This is a genomic window from Carboxylicivirga mesophila (genome assembly GCF_018271975.1).
Lineage (GTDB): Bacteria > Bacteroidota > Bacteroidia > Bacteroidales > Marinilabiliaceae > Carboxylicivirga > Carboxylicivirga mesophila.
Map to the genome: position 1 here is coordinate 336,549 of NZ_JAGUCN010000002.1, position 18,435 is coordinate 354,983.

Annotated in this window: 16 protein-coding genes; 6 read left to right on the forward strand and 10 right to left on the reverse strand. The window is 41.1% G+C overall.

The features are described 5' to 3' along the window. Positions 1-9: 9 nt before the first annotated feature. The gene (gene rimP / locus KEM09_RS03360) at positions 10-474 is read right to left on the reverse strand and encodes a ribosome assembly cofactor RimP (protein WP_212225524.1); all 465 of its coding nucleotides are present in this window, start codon (positions 472-474) and stop codon (positions 10-12) included. A gap of 245 nt (positions 475-719) precedes the next feature. Between rimP and KEM09_RS03365 the strand changes: the two genes are divergently transcribed. From KEM09_RS03365 to lpxA, 4 genes are all read left to right on the forward strand, one after another. Further along, positions 720-1,976 carry an HD domain-containing protein gene (locus KEM09_RS03365; RefSeq protein ID WP_342343995.1) on the forward strand — a complete coding sequence of 419 codons (1,257 nt, stop codon included), beginning with the start codon at positions 720-722 and terminating at the stop codon, positions 1,974-1,976. A 128-nt stretch (positions 1,977-2,104) separates the two neighbouring features. Further along, entirely contained in the window at positions 2,105-3,130 is a 1,026-nt protein-coding gene (lpxD, locus tag KEM09_RS03370) for a UDP-3-O-(3-hydroxymyristoyl)glucosamine N-acyltransferase (RefSeq protein WP_212225526.1), read from the forward strand. A 43-nt stretch (positions 3,131-3,173) separates the two neighbouring features. After that, positions 3,174-4,571 carry a bifunctional UDP-3-O-[3-hydroxymyristoyl] N-acetylglucosamine deacetylase/3-hydroxyacyl-ACP dehydratase gene (locus KEM09_RS03375; RefSeq protein WP_212225528.1) on the forward strand — a complete coding sequence of 466 codons (1,398 nt, stop codon included), beginning with the start codon at positions 3,174-3,176 and terminating at the stop codon, positions 4,569-4,571. A 62-nt stretch (positions 4,572-4,633) separates the two neighbouring features. Next, a complete protein-coding gene (gene lpxA / locus KEM09_RS03380) occupies positions 4,634-5,422 on the forward strand; it encodes an acyl-ACP--UDP-N-acetylglucosamine O-acyltransferase (RefSeq protein WP_212188209.1) in 789 nt (262 codons plus the stop codon). Between the two features lie 47 nt (positions 5,423-5,469). On the opposite strand, the gene queG is transcribed toward lpxA, so the two are convergent. The 9 genes from queG to KEM09_RS03425 form a co-directional block, all read right to left on the reverse strand. Next, positions 5,470-6,399 carry a tRNA epoxyqueuosine(34) reductase QueG gene (gene queG, locus KEM09_RS03385; protein ID WP_212225530.1) on the reverse strand — a complete coding sequence of 310 codons (930 nt, stop codon included), beginning with the start codon at positions 6,397-6,399 and terminating at the stop codon, positions 5,470-5,472. Next, positions 6,399-6,851, reverse strand: coding sequence for a hypothetical protein (locus KEM09_RS03390; protein WP_212225532.1), 453 nt, complete (start codon positions 6,849-6,851; stop codon positions 6,399-6,401). The genes queG and KEM09_RS03390 overlap by 1 nt, the downstream gene beginning before the upstream one ends. A 60-nt stretch (positions 6,852-6,911) precedes the next feature. Beyond that, a complete protein-coding gene (locus KEM09_RS03395) occupies positions 6,912-7,229 on the reverse strand; it encodes an iron-sulfur cluster assembly protein (protein WP_212225540.1) in 318 nt (105 codons plus the stop codon). A 101-nt stretch (positions 7,230-7,330) separates the two neighbouring features. Further along, positions 7,331-7,753, reverse strand: coding sequence for a SufE family protein (locus KEM09_RS03400; RefSeq protein WP_212188205.1), 423 nt, complete (start codon positions 7,751-7,753; stop codon positions 7,331-7,333). A 53-nt stretch (positions 7,754-7,806) separates the two neighbouring features. After that, positions 7,807-9,027 (reverse strand): aminotransferase class V-fold PLP-dependent enzyme, encoded by a 1,221-nt coding sequence (locus KEM09_RS03405; protein WP_244824802.1) that lies wholly within the window; start codon positions 9,025-9,027, stop codon positions 7,807-7,809. Between the two features lie 128 nt (positions 9,028-9,155). Continuing rightward, positions 9,156-10,544, reverse strand: a complete 1,389-nt coding sequence (gene sufD / locus KEM09_RS03410) for a Fe-S cluster assembly protein SufD (RefSeq protein ID WP_212225542.1) — start codon at positions 10,542-10,544, stop codon at positions 9,156-9,158. Between the two features lie 53 nt (positions 10,545-10,597). After that, complete coding sequence (gene sufC / locus KEM09_RS03415; protein WP_212188203.1) at positions 10,598-11,350, reverse strand: Fe-S cluster assembly ATPase SufC; 753 nt, start codon at positions 11,348-11,350, stop codon at positions 10,598-10,600. 46 nt (positions 11,351-11,396) lie between these two features. Continuing rightward, complete coding sequence (gene sufB / locus KEM09_RS03420) at positions 11,397-12,845, reverse strand: Fe-S cluster assembly protein SufB (RefSeq protein ID WP_212225544.1); 1,449 nt, start codon at positions 12,843-12,845, stop codon at positions 11,397-11,399. Between the two features lie 286 nt (positions 12,846-13,131). Further along, positions 13,132-13,572 (reverse strand): group III truncated hemoglobin, encoded by a 441-nt coding sequence (locus KEM09_RS03425; protein WP_212225546.1) that lies wholly within the window; start codon positions 13,570-13,572, stop codon positions 13,132-13,134. Positions 13,573-13,680: 108 nt separating this feature from the next. Between KEM09_RS03425 and KEM09_RS03430 the strand changes: the two genes are divergently transcribed. Continuing rightward, complete coding sequence (locus KEM09_RS03430) at positions 13,681-16,602, forward strand: FAD-binding and (Fe-S)-binding domain-containing protein (RefSeq protein ID WP_212225553.1); 2,922 nt, start codon at positions 13,681-13,683, stop codon at positions 16,600-16,602. Between the two features lie 358 nt (positions 16,603-16,960). Next, positions 16,961-18,301, forward strand: coding sequence for an NADP-specific glutamate dehydrogenase (gene gdhA, locus KEM09_RS03435; RefSeq protein ID WP_212225555.1), 1,341 nt, complete (start codon positions 16,961-16,963; stop codon positions 18,299-18,301). Positions 18,302-18,435: the final 134 nt, after the last annotated feature.

Genomic DNA, 18,435 nt, shown 5'->3' on the forward strand with positions numbered 1-18,435 from the left:
AAGGAATATTTAAAAAGATATAATGTCTTTTACCTGTTTTACTTCGTCAAAATTACAATTTACCGTTTTTACCTGCAATTCTTTACGCTTCTTGCCTTCTACCTTTACTTTCTCTTCCACTTCAACGCTAAAACCATTTTCTTCCACAGCAATAAGCTTGCCGGTGAATTTTTTACCTGCCAAGGTGAGTACTTCTACTTCACGGCCAATATTTTTCTGATATTGGCGTTTCACCTTGAAAGGCTGACCAATGCCGGCTGATGCTACCTCCAGCTCAAAATCTTCTTCATCACGGTTCAGTCCTTCTTCAATAAATTTACTCAGTTCAATGCAGTAGCTAATTGGCACCCCGTTGTCATTATCAATCATGACACTAATTTTATTGCCGGGTTTAACAACCAACTCCACCAGAAACATTTCGTCTGCTGCTAATTTATCAGTGATGATACCTTCGATTGTAGCTTCTGTAATCATGCCTTTTGTCTAATAAAATAGGGGACTATTTTGTCCCCTAAGTCTTCCACTCGGTAAATCAAGCGCAAAGATAATAATATCAGCACACTTATCCAAATCACATACTTCTTTATATTACGCAGTTATTGGAGTATACCCATAGTACAGATTAAATTGATGAGTCGCTATGTATTTATGAAGTTGGTGATTATGTTAGTAACTGATGCGTTTTTTGTATATTGCCAAACAATCAATTAGCATAAAGTGTGAATAAAAGGAAAATAATTAACGATCCGGTTCATGGCTTTATAAAAGTGCCCAATGAGCTTTTGTACGATCTTACTGAACATCCCTATTTTCAAAGGTTACGACGCATTAAGCAGCTTGGTCTGACTCATCTTGTGTATCCGGGTGCCATGCATACCCGTTTTCAGCATGCTCTGGGTGCTATGCACTTAATGAGTTCTGCCGTTGAGACTTTACTTTCAAAGGGGCATGCTATTTCAGAAGAAGAGTCAACAGCTGTTCATGCTGCTATTTTGTTACATGATATTGGGCATGGACCATTTAGTCATGTGCTTGAGCATTCTTTGGTAGAGGTGTCGCACGAAGCCATTTCTCAGATTATTATGCAAAAACTGAATGTGGAGTTTGGAGGTGTTTTATCAACTGCCATCGATATTTTTAATGATACTTACCCCAAACAGTTCTTACATCAGTTGGTTTCTAGCCAACTGGATATGGATCGACTGGATTACCTGAAACGAGATAGTTTCTTTTCAGGAGTTTCGGAAGGAGTGATTGGCTCAGATCGCATTATTAAGATGCTCAATGTGGTGGATGATAAATTGGTTATTGAATCGAAGGGGATTTACTCTATTGAGAAGTTTTTGGTAGCCCGACGCTTAATGTATTGGCAGGTTTATTTGCACAAAACGGCTCTGGCGGCCGAACAAATGCTGGTACATTTGCTAAAAAGGGCCAGGAAATTGATCGCTAAGGGAGAGGAGTTGTTTGCACCTGCACATCTGCTGTTTTTTATGAAACGTAAGCCTGGTATAGAGGATTTTAATAATGATGAAGAGGTGTTAAATAATTTTGCTTCGCTCGATGATGATGATATCATGTGCTCCATAAAATCCTGGACCCAGCACCAGGATGTTATCTTGTCAACATTAGCAAAAGGGTTTGTTAACCGGCAGTTATGGCGAATCAGAATTAGTGAGAAACCATTTAAAGGGGAAAGCATACAGTTTATAAAGGACGTGACGCAAAAGAAGTTTAACCTAAAGTCTACACAGCAGGCAAACTATTTCGTGTTTACCGATACAATTACGAATAATGCATACAGCATAAAGGACGATAAAATTGAGATATTATATAATAACAATGAACTAAAAGATATTTCTAAGGCCTCTGATATGCTTAACCTTTCGGTACTTGGTAAAACCGTTAGGAAACATTACGTGTGTTATCCTAAAAGTATTGAGCCCGAATTGCAAAGAAATGTTACGCTTTTCTAAAGTAAATATATTTACTAGATTTGCACCAAATTTTTTGACATTTAGCTTGTTAATCAATTAGCTTTACTGCAAATATGTAGTGGTGTGGGTGTGGTTATAAAGAGCTGTCAAACAAATGTTTGTTATAAATGAAATTTACAGCCGGTCAAATTGCCGAATTATTAAACGGTAAGGTAGAAGGAAACGAAGAAGCGATTGTAAGGAATGTGTCTAAAATAGAGGAGGGGAAGCCTGAAACGCTTACTTTTTTAGCAAATCCTAAATACAACCAATACATATATACCACCAAAGCAGATGTGGTGATTGTTAATGATTCTTTTGAAGCCGAAAAGAAAATTAAAGCTACCCTTATCAGGGTGCCTAATGCTTACGAAGCCTTAGCTCAGTTATTGGAAATGTACGAGCAGAGTATACCTCAAAAGACGGGCATTGAACAACCTTCGTTTGTGGATGATAGCGCCAAACTAGGTGATTTTGTGTATGTTGGTGCCTTTGCCTATATCGGCGAAAACGTACGTATCGGGGATAATGTGAAGATTTATCCGCACACCTACATTGGCGATAATGTTAAAATAGATGATAACACTACCATCTATGCCGGTGTAAAGGTTTATAAAAACTGTGTTATTGGTAAGCAATGTACCATTCATGCTGGAGCCGTTATTGGCAGTGATGGTTTTGGATTTGCACCAAATGCCAATAATGAATACAAAAAAGTGGCTCAGATTGGTAATGTAGTTTTAAAAGACTATGTGGAGATAGGAGCTAATACCACCATTGACCGGGCTACAATGGGCTCTACAGTTGTTCAAAAAGGTGTTAAGCTCGATAACCTGATTCAGATTGCTCACAATGTAGAGATTGGTGAAAATACTGTTATTGCGGCACAATCAGGCGTAGCCGGTTCAACAAAAGTGGGGCAGGATTGTATGATTGGTGGTCAGGTTGGTATTGCCGGGCATATAACTATTGCTAATGGCACCAAGGCCGGTGCTCAAACAGGTATCAACAAGTCAATTAAAAAAGAGAACTCAATTCAGTTTGGTTCTCCTACAATGGATATGGGGGAGTTTAATCGCTCGTATGTTGTTTTTAAGCGATTACCTCAGCTGAAATCTCAGTTGGATGAACTGAAAAAGAAATTAGAAGAATAAGCATTCATAATTCGTCGTCGTAATAGTCGAAGAAGATAAGCATATGACTGAAAAGCAAAGAACTATAAAAACATCTGTAAGCCTTAAAGGAACTGGCTTACATACAGGAGTGGATGTGAACCTGACTTTGATGCCAGCTCCTGTTAACCACGGTTATAAATTCAAAAGAATTGATTTAGAAGGGCAACCTGTAATAGATGCGCTAGCTGATAATGTAGGTTTTACGCAGCGTGGAACCGTTTTGGAGAAGGGGGAAGCTAAAGTAAGTACCATTGAGCACTGCCTGGCCGCTTTGGTAGCTATGCGTATTGATAACTGTTTGATTGAAGTTGACGGACCCGAGGCACCAATTCTTGACGGAAGTTCAAAGTTTTTTGTTGAGGCCATCAATAAAGCAGGTATTGAGGAGCAAGATGAAGAACGCCAGTATTTTGTCGTGAAGGAAAAAATGGTGTTTGAGGATAAGGAGCGCGGTATTAAAATAATGGCATTGCCCGACGATGAGTTTAGTGCCGATGTTAAGATATCATTTGATAAGTCTCTTTTGCTTTCTAATCAATATGCTACATTGGATAGCCTCGATGATTTTGAAAATGAGATTTCAGCCTGTCGCACATTTGTGTTTTTGCATGAATTGGAGCCCTTGTTGAAGAATAACCTGATAAAAGGTGGTGATTTAGATAATGCCATCATTATTATAGATAAGGAAATATCTCAGGAAGAGCTGGATAAACTGGCTGATTTATTTAATCAACCACGTGTGGAAGTGCAGCCTACAGGAATACTAAATAACCTCGAGTTGGTGTATCCGAATGAGCCGGCACGTCATAAGTTACTTGATGTAATTGGAGATTTGGCACTATGTGGTATGCCTATTAAAGGTCGTATTATGGCTACTCGTCCAGGGCATATGGCTAATGTTGAATTTGCCAAGTTAATACGTAAAGAAATTAAGAAACGGGCACTTAAACCCGAGGTGCCGCATTATGATCCATGTAAGGAGCCAGTATGCGATATCAATGATATTAAAAAGATGTTGCCCCATCGCCCTCCGTTCTTGTTGATTGATAAGATTATCGAACTCAAGGAACGTTCAATTGTAGGCGTGAAGAATGTGACCATGAATGAGCCATTCTTTGTGGGCCACTTCCCTGATGAGCCGGTAATGCCTGCTGTTCTTCAAATAGAAGCTATGGCACAGGCGGGCGGCATCTTCATATTAAGTCAGCTGGAAGACCCCGGTGCTTACAGTACATATTTCCTGAAGATTGATAATGTGAAGTTGCGTAAGAAAGTGGTGCCGGGCGATACTATTATTTTCAAGTTAGAGCTGCTTACCGAGTTTAGAAGAGGTATGGCCAACATGAAAGGAACGGCTTTTGTAGGCGATACAGTTGTGTCAGAAGGTGAGTTTATGGCACAAGTAGTAAAAAATAAGTAATTACACCAAAAGTATTCTGTTAGCATTAACAGAAGGAATAAAGAACTAAAACAACTTTAGAAATGAAACAACCATTGGCATATATCCATCCGGAGGCAAAGATTGCTCCCAATGTTGTTATTGAACCTTTCGTTTCCATCGACAAAAATGTCGTTATCGAAGAGGGAACAACGATTGCGTCAAATGTGACCATCATGGAAGGTTCCAGAATTGGAAAGAACTGTAAAATTTTCCCTGGTGCTGTAATTGGTGCGGTTCCTCAGGATTTGAAATTTGCAGGAGAAGAAACCACTGCTGAAATTGGAGATAACACGACCATCAGGGAGTGTGTGACTGTCAATAGAGGTACCAAAGCCAAAGGTAAAACAGTGGTTGGTAGCAACTGTTTGTTGATGGCCTATACACATATTGCACACGATGCTATTGTGGGTAATAATGTAATTTTGGCCAATGCTGTTCAGGTAGCCGGAGAAGTTGTGATAGATGACTTTGCTATTATTGGTGGTACTTCGGCCATCCACCAGTTCGTTCATATTGGTGCTCATGTAATGGTAGCAGGCGGAACTTTGATTGGAAAAGATGTTCCTCCATATGTTAAAGCTGGTCGCGAGCGTATATCATACGCAGGTGTGAACTCAATTGGCCTGCGACGCCGTTCATATACCAACGAGCAGATTAGAGATATTCAGAATATTTATCGCTACCTGTTCCAGATGGGCTTGAATAATTCAGATGCAATCGAACGCATTGAAGCTGAAATGCCAGCCTCAAAAGAGCGTGACGAAATTATTCTTTTTGTGCGTAATTCACAGCGTGGAATTATTAAGGGATATTATCCTGATAAAGCATAAACACTTTATAGATGATATAGAAAGACCGGCCAAGTGCCGGTTTTTTTTTATTGCAGATAATCCAGATTTCGCCTAAGTCCGGAGTACTTAGTGCGTTTGACAGCTGATTTACGAAATAATTCCCTGAAAAGGTCTTCATCCATTTGATGCCACCCGTCTTTTGATAGTTTAAGCAGGTCGGGATGTGGCTGAAAGGATTCTTCTTTAGTTGGACGGGCCTTCCAATTCCACGGACAAGCCTCCTGGCATATGTCACAGCCAAAAGCCCAGTTCTCAAATTGCCCTTTTAATTCTACTGGCAACTCATCGCGATGCTCAATGGTGAGGTATGAAATGCACTTATTGGCATCCAATTGATAAGGAGCAAATAATGCTCCGGTCGGACAGGCATCTATGCAGCGTTGACAGCCTCCACAGGCTTCTTTGACTGGTTGACTGCCTTGTATGGGCAGGTTCGTTATCAGTTCGCCAATCAATATGTAGCTGCCCAGCTTTTTATGGATGAGATTCGTGTTTTTGCCAATCCATCCAAGACCGGCTTTTGCGGCCCATGCCCGATCCAGCACTGGGGCAGAGTCGGTAAAGACACGCCCTTCCAGCGATGTGTAGATATGCTCCTTTATAAAAGTAAAGAGTTCGTTCAACTTGTCCTTTATAACGAAATGATAGTCTTTGCCATAGGCATAGCGGGCCAGCTTGGGCGCTTCAGGGTCGGTTTGTAAGCTTTTGGGCGTGTAGTTGATGATAACGGAGATAACGCTTTTAGCCCCATCAACCAGCAACGAAGGATTGACGCGTTTATCGAAGTGATTATTCATATAGGCCATGCCAGCCTGATAGCCCTTATCGAGCCATTCCTGCAGTCGTTTTTCATCATCAGCTATTGGTTCAATCAAAGCAAAGCCAATATCAGAGAAGCCCAATTCCAGGGCTTTGTCCTTAATCTGATCGTGGTATGCCTGACTGATAATGTCCATTAATTGACGGTGATGCCTTTACTTTTGGCAGTTAACGCTATGCGGGTTTTTAACTCGTGTATCGTATCTGAATCTAACATCTGGTATTCAAATTCAAAACTCTTTTCATTAGTAAGTTTGATGCGAATAGCAGTGATATTGAGCTGTATCTCTTTGATGGTGTCCCATTGAGCTTCCATGGACTTTGAAAAGATCGATTTTTTAACTGCAATGCAGTTCTGGTTCACCAGAATAAAGGCTTTACCAAATGTCTTGACCGGATTTATACCTGCCCCTAGAACCGCATAATAGATTCCGGCAGCAAAAAATATGGCTAGATGAAGCAATGAGAAACGTTGTTGATTAGAATAAAAACCAAGGTAGATGGTGGCGCCAATCATCGCTAACCCTGCGATTAGTCGAAGGTAATTGAGCGGTTGTTTTCTAACAAGGTTAATGTAGAGACCTTCCATGTGTAACGAATTAAAAAAAGCTCCCGTAATGAGAGCTTTATGGTGTGATTGATTGTTTTTTTATAAAAGTCCAAGCTCTAACAGTGCTTCCTCAGACAGCATGTCTTTGGTCCAGGGCGGATCAAAGGTCAGGTTCAGATCAACGCTGGTGATACCATCAATCGCTGCTACTTTCTCATGTACTTCTTCAGGAAGCGATTCGGCTACTGGACAGTTTGGCGAAGTTAAAGTCATTACAACACGCGCCTTCCCCTTTTCATCAACATCAATTTCATAAATCAACCCTAAGTCGTAGATATTAACAGGAATTTCAGGGTCAAAAATGGTTTTGATGACCTTGATAATTTCTCCTTCCAATTGTAAAAACTCGTTTGCCATATTTTTATTTTTAGCTGCCAGCCGTCAGCGATTAGCTAATAGCTACCTGCATAATGCTTATATTTTATTTGTCGGACATCTGCTTGCAGACGCCGTTTTGTTTAACCCAGCTTTGCTTTAAAAGCAACAGCGTACAGACGCATTTGTTTCATCATGGCCAGTAAGCCATTTGAGCGGGTAGGTGACAAATGATCTTTCAGGCCAATTTCTTCCACAAAATTAAGTTCTGAATTAAGAATCTCATCCGGAGTTCTGCCTGACAGTACGCGTATTAGCAATGCAATGATGCCTTTGGTGATGATTGCATCACTATCGGCCGAGTAAATGATCTTATCATCCTGTAATTCGGCATGTACCCACACTTTTGACTGACAGCCTTCAATCAGATTCTGTTCAAGGCGCCATTCATCCTTGAAGCCCTCCAAATCGTTACCAATTTCAATCAGGTATGAGTATTTATCCATCCACTCGTCGAAGGCAGCAAACTCCTCAATAATTTCCTCTTGTATTTCGTTTATAGTCATTTTGTTTGTTCGTTGTAATTATTCGTGTGGCAAAATTGATAATTAAAACCGAATCAACCAAAAAGCTGAGCTACACGTTCAGTCGCTTCAGTCAATTTATCTATTTCTTCTTTGGTGTTATAAATGGCAAATGATGCACGTAAGGTGCCTGGTATATTGTAGTACTGCATTAGTGGCTGTGCACAGTGATGACCGGTGCGAATTGCAATACCCATTTTATCGAGCATGGTGCCAATGTCGAAGGGATGAATTTCTCCAATAAGGAATGATATGACACTTGCTTTTTCAGCTGCCGTTCCAAAGAAGCGGATGTTCGGTATGGTCGATAGCCGTTGAGTAGCATAGTTTAGTAATTCGTGTTCATATTGCGCGATGGCATCAATACCAATGTTATTGACATAGTCAATAGCGGCGCCTAAACCAACTGAACCACTAAAGTCAGGCGTTCCTGCTTCAAATTTAAATGGGAGTTCATTAAAGGTTGTACCTTCAAATGAGACCGTTTTAATCATTTCACCACCTCCATGATAAGGTTCGAGCTTATTCAGCCATTCCTCTTTGCCATACAGAATACCAATGCCGGTTGGTGCATATAATTTATGACCGCTGAATACGTAAAAATCGCAGTCCAGCTCCTGCACATCTACTTTGACATGTTGAACAGCCTGCGCACCATCAATCATCACAGGGATGTTTTTGTTGTGTGCGTGGTTAATTATGGTTTTTATTGGATTAACCGTGCCAAGTGCATTGGAGATATGAGCAACTGCTACCAGTTTCGTTTTATTATTAATGAGCTCATCGAGATTATCAAGAATTAATTCGCCAGCCTGGTTAATAGGGATGTATTTTAGTACAACCCCCTTTTTCTTTTCCAGTAATTGCCAGGGAACAATATTGGAATGATGCTCTAGTTGGGACACCAGGATCTCATCGCCGGCATTTAAAAAGGTGTCGGCAAATGACGATGCCAGCAGGTTGATGGATTCGGTGGTTCCTCTTGTGAAAATAACTTCGTGTGAGTGCTGAGCATTGATAAACTGTTGTACTTTAATACGAGCTTCTTCGTGTGCTTGTGTGCATACATTGCTTAAATGATGCACTCCGCGGTGGATATTGCTATTGTATTTCAGGTATACTTCTGAAACAGCGTCAATCACCTGTTGTGGTTTGTGAGTGGTGGCAGCATTATCCAGGTATACCAATGGTTTTCCATACACAGTTTCCTGTAATATTGGGAAGTCAGCTCTTATTTGCTCAATATTAATAGCCATTTGATGAAGTTATTATTGATAACCACAAAGACACGAAGCGCACACAGAATACATTTTATTCCAGGTGATCTTTGTGTCTTTGTGATTTAGGTTATATCTAAGAATCCTATTCTTAAGCCAATATTTCTTTATAAGCAGCTCACACTGGCACCTTGATGGCCGCATACAACGCATGAGTCGCATTTGTCAAATTCGCCTCTGAATCGTTTTTCAACCAGGCTGCGAATATTTTCTTTTAAAGGCTCCACTCTTATTTTTTCAATCACCTCGTAGGCAAATGCAAACATCAGCAGAATTCGTCCTTCATTCTCATTAATACCACGAGCTTTTAAATAAAACATCGCATCATCATCCAGCTGACCAACAGTGGCACCGTGGCTACACTTTACATCATCAGCATATATTTCCAGCTGGGGCTTACTGTTGATTTTCGCATTTTGCGTCAGTAGCAGGTTGTTATTGCTCTGGTAGGCATTGGTTTGCTGAGCATCAGGACGTACTAAAACACGACCCGTGAAAGCTGCAGACGCAGAATCATCCATTACGCCTTTGAAAAGCTCAAAACTCTGGCAATGAGGCTTTGCGTGGTCAATGAATGAATAGTTATCAACATGCTGGTTTTTATCGCTCAGGTACAAGCCATAGACGTGGCTCTCACAATTTTCATCATCCATGGTTACGCGTATGTTGTTTCGTGTAACGCCGGAATGAAGCGTGAGATTATTTGTCAGGATGTTGGAGTATTTTTTCTGATGCACATACATGCCAGACACCTGAGTAGTCAGGTTGTGCTGATTTTGTATGTTATAAACATCAAATACACTATTCTCGTTGGCAAATACCTCTGTCAGGTTGTTTATGACAAACTTTTGTGGTGAGATGGTATGGTCGCACAGCATCACTTTTAGTTGTGCATTATCTTCCACCACAATGAGGTTGCGCTGAAATACCAAGCGGTCGTTTTCGCCAGTCATGATATTAACCAGCTGAATGGGCTTGTTAACTACCACACCTTTGGGGACGTATACAAACGCACCATCCTGAGCAAAGGCTGTATTCATGGCAGCCATGGCGTCATTGTCATCGCCAAGGTTTTGCCCGTAATACTTTTCAAATACCTCAGGGTGCTCAAGGGCTTTTTCTCGTATACTGCCCACAACTACTCCTTCAGGAAGCTGGTGAGCATCCTCCAGATGAGCAAACCAACCATTGATAAGAAAAACGTTGTGTGTATCCAGTTCTGGAACGCTGCAGTGAAACTTATCGGAAGAGCCATTTAGTGCAGCCTCTTTTGAGAAGGCAATATCAAGCGTGCCTTTAAAGTATGGTTGCAGATTGGTATACTTATAAGCCTCAACCTTATTTGAAGGAATGCCTTTCTCAATGAATGTTTCAAAGGCTTTAGCCCGTAATGCATTCATTTTTTCAGGCGCGCCATCTTCAATCATAGAGCGATGCTCCTGATAAAGCTGGCTATATTCTTCTTGCAGATTAACGATTCGGCAAGTTTTATTCATAATGCATCTTTTTGTAGTGAGTAAAGGATATTAACCGGAATTTATAAATGGTATTAATCCTCAAACTCTTTTTTAATCCAATCGTAGCCTTTTTCTTCTAACTCCAATGCCAGTTCCTTGCCGGCCGACTTTACAATTCGTCCTTTGTAAAGCACATGCACATAGTCAGGGACAATGTGGTCCAGCAGACGCTGGTAGTGTGTAATCACGATGGTTGACCTTTCTGGTGACTTGAGCTTATTGACGCCGTTAGCAACAACCCGCAAGGCATCAATATCCAAACCGGAATCGGTCTCATCCAAAATAGCTAGTTTAGGTTCAAGCATAGCCATCTGGAAAATCTCATTTTTCTTCTTTTCACCACCCGAGAATCCTTCGTTAACCGAGCGGTTGGTCAGGTTGGAGTCAATTTCAACCAGCTTCTTCTTTTCGCGCATCAGCTTTAAAAATTCGCTGGCCGAATAAGGTTCTTCTTCGCGGTACTTGCGATGTTCGTTGACAGCTGTACGCATAAAGTTAACCATGCTCACGCCTGGTATCTCAACCGGGTACTGGAAACTTAAAAACAGGCCTTCGCGTGCGCGGTCTTCCGGAGCCAAGTCCAATAAATCTTTGCCGTTGAAACTAACGCTGCCTTCGTTGACTTCAAATTTTTCGTTACCGGCCAATACCGAAGAAAGTGTACTCTTACCTGAACCATTGGGGCCCATGATAGCGTGAACTTCTCCTGGTTTAATTTCAAGGTTAATACCTCTTAATATTTCCTTGTCATCTATTTTGGCGTGTAAATCTTTAATGACTAACATATGTTGCTACTAATATTGTTTCTAAAATGTGTTAATTATTGGTGGCTTAACCCACACTTCCTTCCAGACTGATTTGTAAAAGTTTTTGCGCTTCAACAGCAAATTCCATTGGTAACTGGTTGATCACTTCTTTTACGTAACCATTCACGATTAGTCCAACGGCATCTTCGGTGCTTAGGCCACGTTGGTTACAATAAAAGATCTGATCTTCACCAATTTTGGAAGTGGTGGCTTCGTGCTCTACTTTGGCAGTGTTATTGGCAATTTCAAGATAAGGGAACGTGTGTGCACCACACTTGTCGCCCAATAGTAATGAATCACATTGGCTGAAGTTGCGGGCATTCTCCGCTTTTTTGGAGACTTTGACCAAGCCGCGATAGCTGTTCTGACTCTTACCTGCAGACACCCCTTTTGATACAATCAAACTGCGGGTGTTTTTACCCAGGTGAATCATCTTGGTGCCTGTGTCAGCCTGCTGATAGTTGTTGGTCACAGCCACACTGTAAAACTCACCAACCGAGTGATCGCCCTGTAATACACAGCTTGGGTATTTCCAGGTGATGGCCGAACCAGTTTCAACTTGTGTCCAGGAGATTTTTGAATAATCACCTTTGCAAATTCCCCGTTTAGTTACAAAGTTGTAAATGCCTCCTATACCTTCTTTATCTCCCGGGTACCAGTTTTGTACAGTTGAGTATTTCACTTCGGCACGCTCCATCGCTACTATTTCTACAATAGCTGCATGAAGCTGGTTCTCATCTCGCATAGGCGCTGTACATCCTTCCAGATAGCTTACGTAACTGTCGTCGTCTGCAACAATAAGCGTACGCTCAAACTGTCCCGTATTCATCGCATTGATGCGGAAATAGGTTGACAATTCCATTGGGCAACGAACGCCTTTGGGAATGTAAACAAAAGAACCGTCACTAAAAACAGCTGCATTAAGTGCACCGAAATAGTTATCCTGATGCGGAACTACCGAACCCAGGTATTTTTTTACCAGGTCAGGGTATTCCTGCACTGCCTCACTGATAGAGCAGAAAATAATGCCTTTCTCAGCCAGTGTTTCTTTAAAAGTTGTTTTAACCGATACACTGTCGATAACTGCATCAACCGCCACGCCTGCCAGTACTTTTTGTTCGTCAAGCGGAATACCCAGCTTGTCGAAGGTGGCTTTTAATTCAGGGTCCACATCATCCATGCTTTCAAGCTCGGGCTTCTTTTTAGGCACCGCATAGTAGATGATGTCCTGAAAATCGATTGGCGGAATGTTCAGGTGAGCCCAGTTGGGCTGCTTCATTGTCAGCCAATGACGAAAAGCCTTCAGGCGAAACTCCAGCATAAATTCCGGCTCGTTCTTTTTTGCCGAAATCAGGCGGATAATATCCTCATTCAAACCTTTAGGGAATTCTTCCATTTCAATATCGGTGTAAAACCCATATTTGTATTCCCCACCAGTTACTTCTTCTAATATTTTATCTTGATCTTCAGCCATATTTTACATTAACTCATGTTCGTCAATCTAACAATGAAGCATATTATTGGTTCATTGTAGATTTTAATTCATTAATAAGCAGATTTTGGTTATTGGAAGCGCAAAAATAAGTAATTATTAAGATTAAATAAAAATTTGGTTTGCCGAATTTACGGCCTTATGACATAAGTCAATACTTTAATAACAGGGGGATTAAGCCCTGTTTAAATTAATGCGCTGCTGTTGGTTCGTAGGTCGGCAAGTCAGCTGGTGTAATATAATTAAAGTACTTAATATACTCAATTAATCAGCCAAATTTTAGATCGGTGGCGTTGCCAGGTAAGATATACCCACCAGGTCGCTGATCGAGTATCTTCTTATACATCCCTTTGGCCATGTTTTGTGCTCTCATTTTTGCTTTGTCGGCTATTTCTCCTTCAAAGAGCTTATCGATGGTCTCACTCCATAATTTTACCCAGCGATCAAAATGAGTTGTGGTGATAGAGTGCTTAAAAGCTTTGTCCACTCCATGATGTGCTTTAGCTGGGTTGCCATCAAAACCTTTAATGTCCAGAAGATTTAATGTCCAGAAATCGGTCAGGAGTATGTAGTGCTTTTCCCATTCCTCTTCTGTTTTTATGGTTTGATTGAAAAAAGGTCCCAACAGATCGTCCTTTTGTACTTTAGCGTAAAAAGTACGTACCAATTTCTCTATATTGTCTCGTGTTTGTAATTTTGATTTAGTCATTCGAGTATTTTTGTTACTTATTCTCAAACAGAGGGAGAATGAATTTGTTTATGCTCTTCTGTAATATTCGTTGGTAGCGGTGCTTAATGGCTGGTAAAATTCCGGTTTATGAAAGAAGGTGAATATCCGTTTGAAGATTTGCGTGGAAAAATAAAGGGTAGGCTTGACTTAGATGAAGCAACAAAGATTATTTACAGTACTGATGCTTCAGCCTACTATGAAAAACCCTTAGGTGTTGTAATTCCTCGCGATGCACTCGATATTAAGGAAGTCATACGTTTTGCTGCCAGAAATGATATTTCTTTGATTCCCAGAGCGGCAGGCACTTCTCTAGCAGGTCAGGTTGTAGGCCCGGGCCTGGTGGTTGATATTGGACGTTACCTGAATCGTATATTAGAAGTCAACGAGCAGGAGAAGTGGGTAAGAGTAGAGCCGGGTGTTGTGCTCGATGAACTTAATCAATATCTCGAGCAGTTTGGTTTATTTTTTGGGCCTGAAACATCCACATCCAATCGTTGTATGATTGGCGGGATGGTTGGCAATAACTCATGTGGTGCTCATTCGTTAATATATGGTAGTACGCGTGATCATACGCTGGAATTAAAGGGGTATTTGAGTAATGGTGATGACGTCCATTTCAGGGCGCTGCAGAAGTGGGAGTTTGATCAAAAATGCCGGCTTGAATCCTTCGAAGGTGATATTTATCGCTCAGTAAGAGAAATAATAAGTGATCGCGATAATCGGAAAAACATTCGAAAAGAGTTTCCTCATCCTGAAATTAAACGAAGAAATACTGGCTATGCACTGGACTATCTCGTAGAAAGTTTTCCTATTGATGAAGAAAAGGAGGCCTTTAATTTTTGTAAGCTATTGGCTGGCTCGGAAGGTACGCTCATGTTTACCACCGAAATAAAGCTGAACCTGGTAGAAATACCACCAAAGGAAAAGGGCCTTGTTTGCGTGCATCTCAATTCCATAGAGGAAGCCTTGGAAGCTAATCTGATATGTTTGAAGTATCACCCTGGAGCCATTGAGTTGATGGATAAGGCAATTATGGATCTGACGAAAGGCAACAAGCTTCAGAATAAAAATCGCTTTTTTGTGGAAGGAGATCCTGCCGCCTTATTATTGGTGGAATTTGCAAGGGATATAAAAGCAGAGGTGGAGCAATTGGCTGATGATATGAGCAGTGAATTGGTTGAAAAAGGGTTTGGCTATGCTTATCCGGTTGTATACGGTGGTGATATTAAAAAAGTGTGGGATTTGCGAAAGGCCGGTTTGGGAGTATTAGCTAATATGCCTGGTGACGAACGTCCTGTGCCTGTCATTGAAGATACGGCAGTGCGACCCGAGGATTTGCCCGCTTTTATTGCAGATATTAAAACGATGCTGCACAAATACGGCAAAGAGTGTGTTTACTATGCACATATTGGTACAGGTGAGCTGCATCTGAGGCCGGTACTGAATATGAAACGGGAGGAAGATGTAGAGTTGTTCTATCAGATTGCGAAGGATACAGCGCTCATTGTAAAGAAATACAAGGGTTCGTTAAGTGGAGAGCATGGTGACGGAAGACTAAGGGGGCAGTTTATTCCGATAATGGTTGGTGAATCGAATTATGAGTTGTTTAAGCAGGTGAAGCAAATATTTGATCCCGGCCATGTATTTAACCTTGGTAAAATAACCGAAACGCCTCCAATGAATACCTCCTTGCGATATAAGCAGGCAAATGACAAGGTCGAGGATGGTGTTGTATTTGACTGGTCTTCAACATTGGGTATGGTGCGAGCCGCCGAAAAATGCAGTGGTTCTGGTGATTGTCGAAAGAGTCATTTGATAGGCGGTACCATGTGTCCAAGTTATATGGGCTCAAGAGATGAACGGCAAACGACACGTGCCAGAGCCAATATGTTACGTGAATTTTTTGCTGGTGAAATTCCAGCCACCAAACTGGGCTACGATGAAGTGAAAGGTGTTTTGGATCTATGCTTGTCGTGCAAAGCGTGTAAAACTGAATGTCCGAGTAATGTGGATATGACAAAGCTGAAGGCCGAATTCCTGAATAGTTATCATAGCCGGTTCGGAATACCTGCCCGTTCAAAACTAATTGCTAACCTTCCGGCAATAAACAGGGTGCTTCAGCCATTTTCGTATCTATATAATAAAGGTACTGGTATTGGGTGGATAAATGCCTACTCAGAAAGGCACTTGGGGATTAGCTCCAAAAGGAGGTTGCCAAAACTATGCGGTACAACATTACGAAGATGGCATCAGAAGCGAAGTGTGAGCGTTGAGCAGGCAAGGAAAGTGTATTTATTTGCCGATGAGTTCACTAACTATAATGATGCACATGTAGGAATTTGTGCTGTGATGCTGCTCGAAAAGTTAGGGTACAGTGTGGAACTGGAAAAAAACATGGCCAGCGGGCGGACGTACCTTTCTAAAGGTTTGGTGAAAGAGGCTGCCAGGTTGGCCAATAAAAATGTCAGGTTGTTATCCGGACTGATTGATGAACGTGTGCCGTTGATAGGATTGGAGCCATCAGCTATTCTTACTTTTCGCGATGAGTATATTGAATTGGTAGATGAGGATTTACGTGAAGCTGCTATGGTATTGGCTCAGAATACTTATACTTTCGAAGAGTTTTTGGCGCAGGAGCTCGACAAAGGCTGTATTGATGTAAGCTTGTTTGTTGAAGATGAAAAAAGCTTCCGGTTTCATGCGCACTGCTATCAAAAGTCTTTATCCGATACTGGACTCACTAAAAAAGTACTGGAGATACCCCTAAATTATAAGGCGAATGAAATACCATCAGGCTGCTGTGGTATGGCTGGTTCTTTTGGCTTTGAAAAGGAGCATTATGATTTGTCGATGAAAATAGGAGAGTTGGTGCTCTTCCCTGAAGTGAGGAAATATAAGGCCCAGGAAGGAATTGTTGCCGCAGGGACATCGTGCCGCCACCAAATTAAAGATGGGACAGGTGTTGTTGCTGAGCATCCTGCAAAGGTACTTTTTGAAGCCCTGAAATAATCATTGACCTTGTATTGGCGCCTTTATATATTTGTATACTTTATATATGTAGTATATGTAAATAGTAAGTTCCAACTTTTGGCCAAAAATAAAGGGATAATGCATGTGTTAAAAACATGACAAATTACACTTGCTTACAATTTTTGACTCTTTGGTGCCTGTTGTTTAGGTGATATATGTCATGAAGTGCTAAATAACATGTTAAAGTAATTTGCAAATAGCAGTAAATCAGTGATTAGGGTGTTTTTGAAAAAAAATGAAAATTCCTTACAAATTATAATGGGGTTATCTAAAAATATCTATTTTTGAATCATAATTATTACAAATAACAAGATCCAACATTTAATACCTTTTCAATATGGACGCTAAGATGAAGGAATTCATGGATAGCGTTAGGGTTAAGAACCCTGGCGAAGACGAATTTTTGCAAGCAGTGCAAGAAGTAGTAGAAACCGTATGGGATTTCTACCAGGAAAATCCACACTATAAAAAAGCTAAGATACTTGAGCGCATGACTGAACCGGAAAGAACAATTATCTTCCGTGTGCCTTGGGTTGACGATAGTGGTGAAGTACAGGTTAACCGCGGTTTCCGTGTTGAGTTTAACTCAGCTATCGGGCCTTATAAAGGAGGTTTGCGTTTCCACCCAAGTGTAACTTTGAGCGGTCTTAAGTTCTTAGGATTTGAGCAGACTTTCAAAAACAGCTTAACTACCCTACCTATGGGTGGTGGTAAAGGTGGTTCTGACTTCAATCCAAAAGGTAAGTCTGATAATGAAATTATGCGTTTCTGTCAGGCTTTCATGAGCGAATTGTTCCGTCATATTGGACCTAATACTGACGTGCCTGCTGGTGACATTGGTGTTGGTGGTCGTGAAATCGGTTACCTATATGGTCAGTATAAAAAATTGCGTAACGAATTTACTGGTGTGTTAACTGGTAAAGGACGCGAGTACGGTGGTAGTTTGATTCGTCCTGAAGCAACAGGTTTCGGAGCTATCTATTTCGTTCGTGAAATGTTAGCTACTAAAGGTGAAACGATGGAAGGCAAAACAGTAGCTGTATCTGGTTTCGGTAACGTTGCCTGGGGTGCTGCTCTTAAAGCTGTTGAATATGGTGCTAAAGTAGTCACTATCTCTGGTCCTGATGGATACATCTACGATCCTAATGGTATCTCAGGTGAGAAGATTGAATATATGTTAGAGCTACGTGCTTCTAACCAGGATATCGTTTCTCCTTATGCCGAGCGTTTCGCAGGTTCTGAATTCTTCGCTGGTAAGAAGCCATGGGAGCAGAAAGTAGATATTGCTATCCCTTGTGCAATTCAGAATGAGCTGAATGAAGAGGATGCAAAAACGCTTATTGCTAATGGCTGTCAGATGATTGCTGAAGCTTCAAACATGGGTTGTACTGCAGAAGCAGCCTACTTAGCTACTGATAAAATCATGTTTGCTCCTGGTAAAGCAGTTAACGCTGGTGGTGTAGCCGTTTCAGGATTAGAAATGACGCAAAACAGCATGCGTTTGAACTGGACAGAGAAAGAAGTAGACGAGCGTTTGGATCAAATCATGACCGAAATTCATGCAGCTTGTGTGAAATATGGAACTGAACCAAATGGTAAAGTAAATTACATCAAAGGAGCTAACGTTGGCGGTTTCGTGAAAGTGGCCGATGCAATGATTGCTCAAGGTGTTGTTTAAATTTTTCTGGATGCAACAAATACAGGCCGTCTCCTCCCCGGGACGGCCTTCTTGTAAAAATGCATCTGTACTAAAATCATACTGCTCACAGCTGGAAACTCAATAAACATTGGTATTTTTGTGGCTAAAGAAAT

What these genes read in the sequence shown, in the direction of transcription:
- rimP (WP_212225524.1), bottom strand. Translation starts at nt 474, where the DNA reads ATGATTACAGAAGCTACAATCGAAGGTATCATCACTGATAAATTAGCA.
- lpxD (WP_212225526.1), top strand. Translation starts at nt 2,105, where the DNA reads ATGAAATTTACAGCCGGTCAAATTGCCGAATTATTAAACGGTAAGGTA.
- KEM09_RS03375 (WP_212225528.1), top strand. Translation starts at nt 3,174, where the DNA reads ATGACTGAAAAGCAAAGAACTATAAAAACATCTGTAAGCCTTAAAGGA.
- lpxA (WP_212188209.1), top strand. Translation starts at nt 4,634, where the DNA reads ATGAAACAACCATTGGCATATATCCATCCGGAGGCAAAGATTGCTCCC.
- queG (WP_212225530.1), bottom strand. Translation starts at nt 6,399, where the DNA reads ATGGACATTATCAGTCAGGCATACCACGATCAGATTAAGGACAAAGCC.
- KEM09_RS03390 (WP_212225532.1), bottom strand. Translation starts at nt 6,851, where the DNA reads ATGGAAGGTCTCTACATTAACCTTGTTAGAAAACAACCGCTCAATTAC.
- KEM09_RS03395 (WP_212225540.1), bottom strand. Translation starts at nt 7,229, where the DNA reads ATGGCAAACGAGTTTTTACAATTGGAAGGAGAAATTATCAAGGTCATC.
- KEM09_RS03400 (WP_212188205.1), bottom strand. Translation starts at nt 7,753, where the DNA reads ATGACTATAAACGAAATACAAGAGGAAATTATTGAGGAGTTTGCTGCC.
- KEM09_RS03405 (WP_244824802.1), bottom strand. Translation starts at nt 9,027, where the DNA reads ATGGCTATTAATATTGAGCAAATAAGAGCTGACTTCCCAATATTACAG.
- sufD (WP_212225542.1), bottom strand. Translation starts at nt 10,544, where the DNA reads ATGAATAAAACTTGCCGAATCGTTAATCTGCAAGAAGAATATAGCCAG.
- sufC (WP_212188203.1), bottom strand. Translation starts at nt 11,350, where the DNA reads ATGTTAGTCATTAAAGATTTACACGCCAAAATAGATGACAAGGAAATA.
- sufB (WP_212225544.1), bottom strand. Translation starts at nt 12,845, where the DNA reads ATGGCTGAAGATCAAGATAAAATATTAGAAGAAGTAACTGGTGGGGAA.
- KEM09_RS03425 (WP_212225546.1), bottom strand. Translation starts at nt 13,572, where the DNA reads ATGACTAAATCAAAATTACAAACACGAGACAATATAGAGAAATTGGTA.
- KEM09_RS03430 (WP_212225553.1), top strand. Translation starts at nt 13,681, where the DNA reads ATGAAAGAAGGTGAATATCCGTTTGAAGATTTGCGTGGAAAAATAAAG.
- gdhA (WP_212225555.1), top strand. Translation starts at nt 16,961, where the DNA reads ATGGACGCTAAGATGAAGGAATTCATGGATAGCGTTAGGGTTAAGAAC.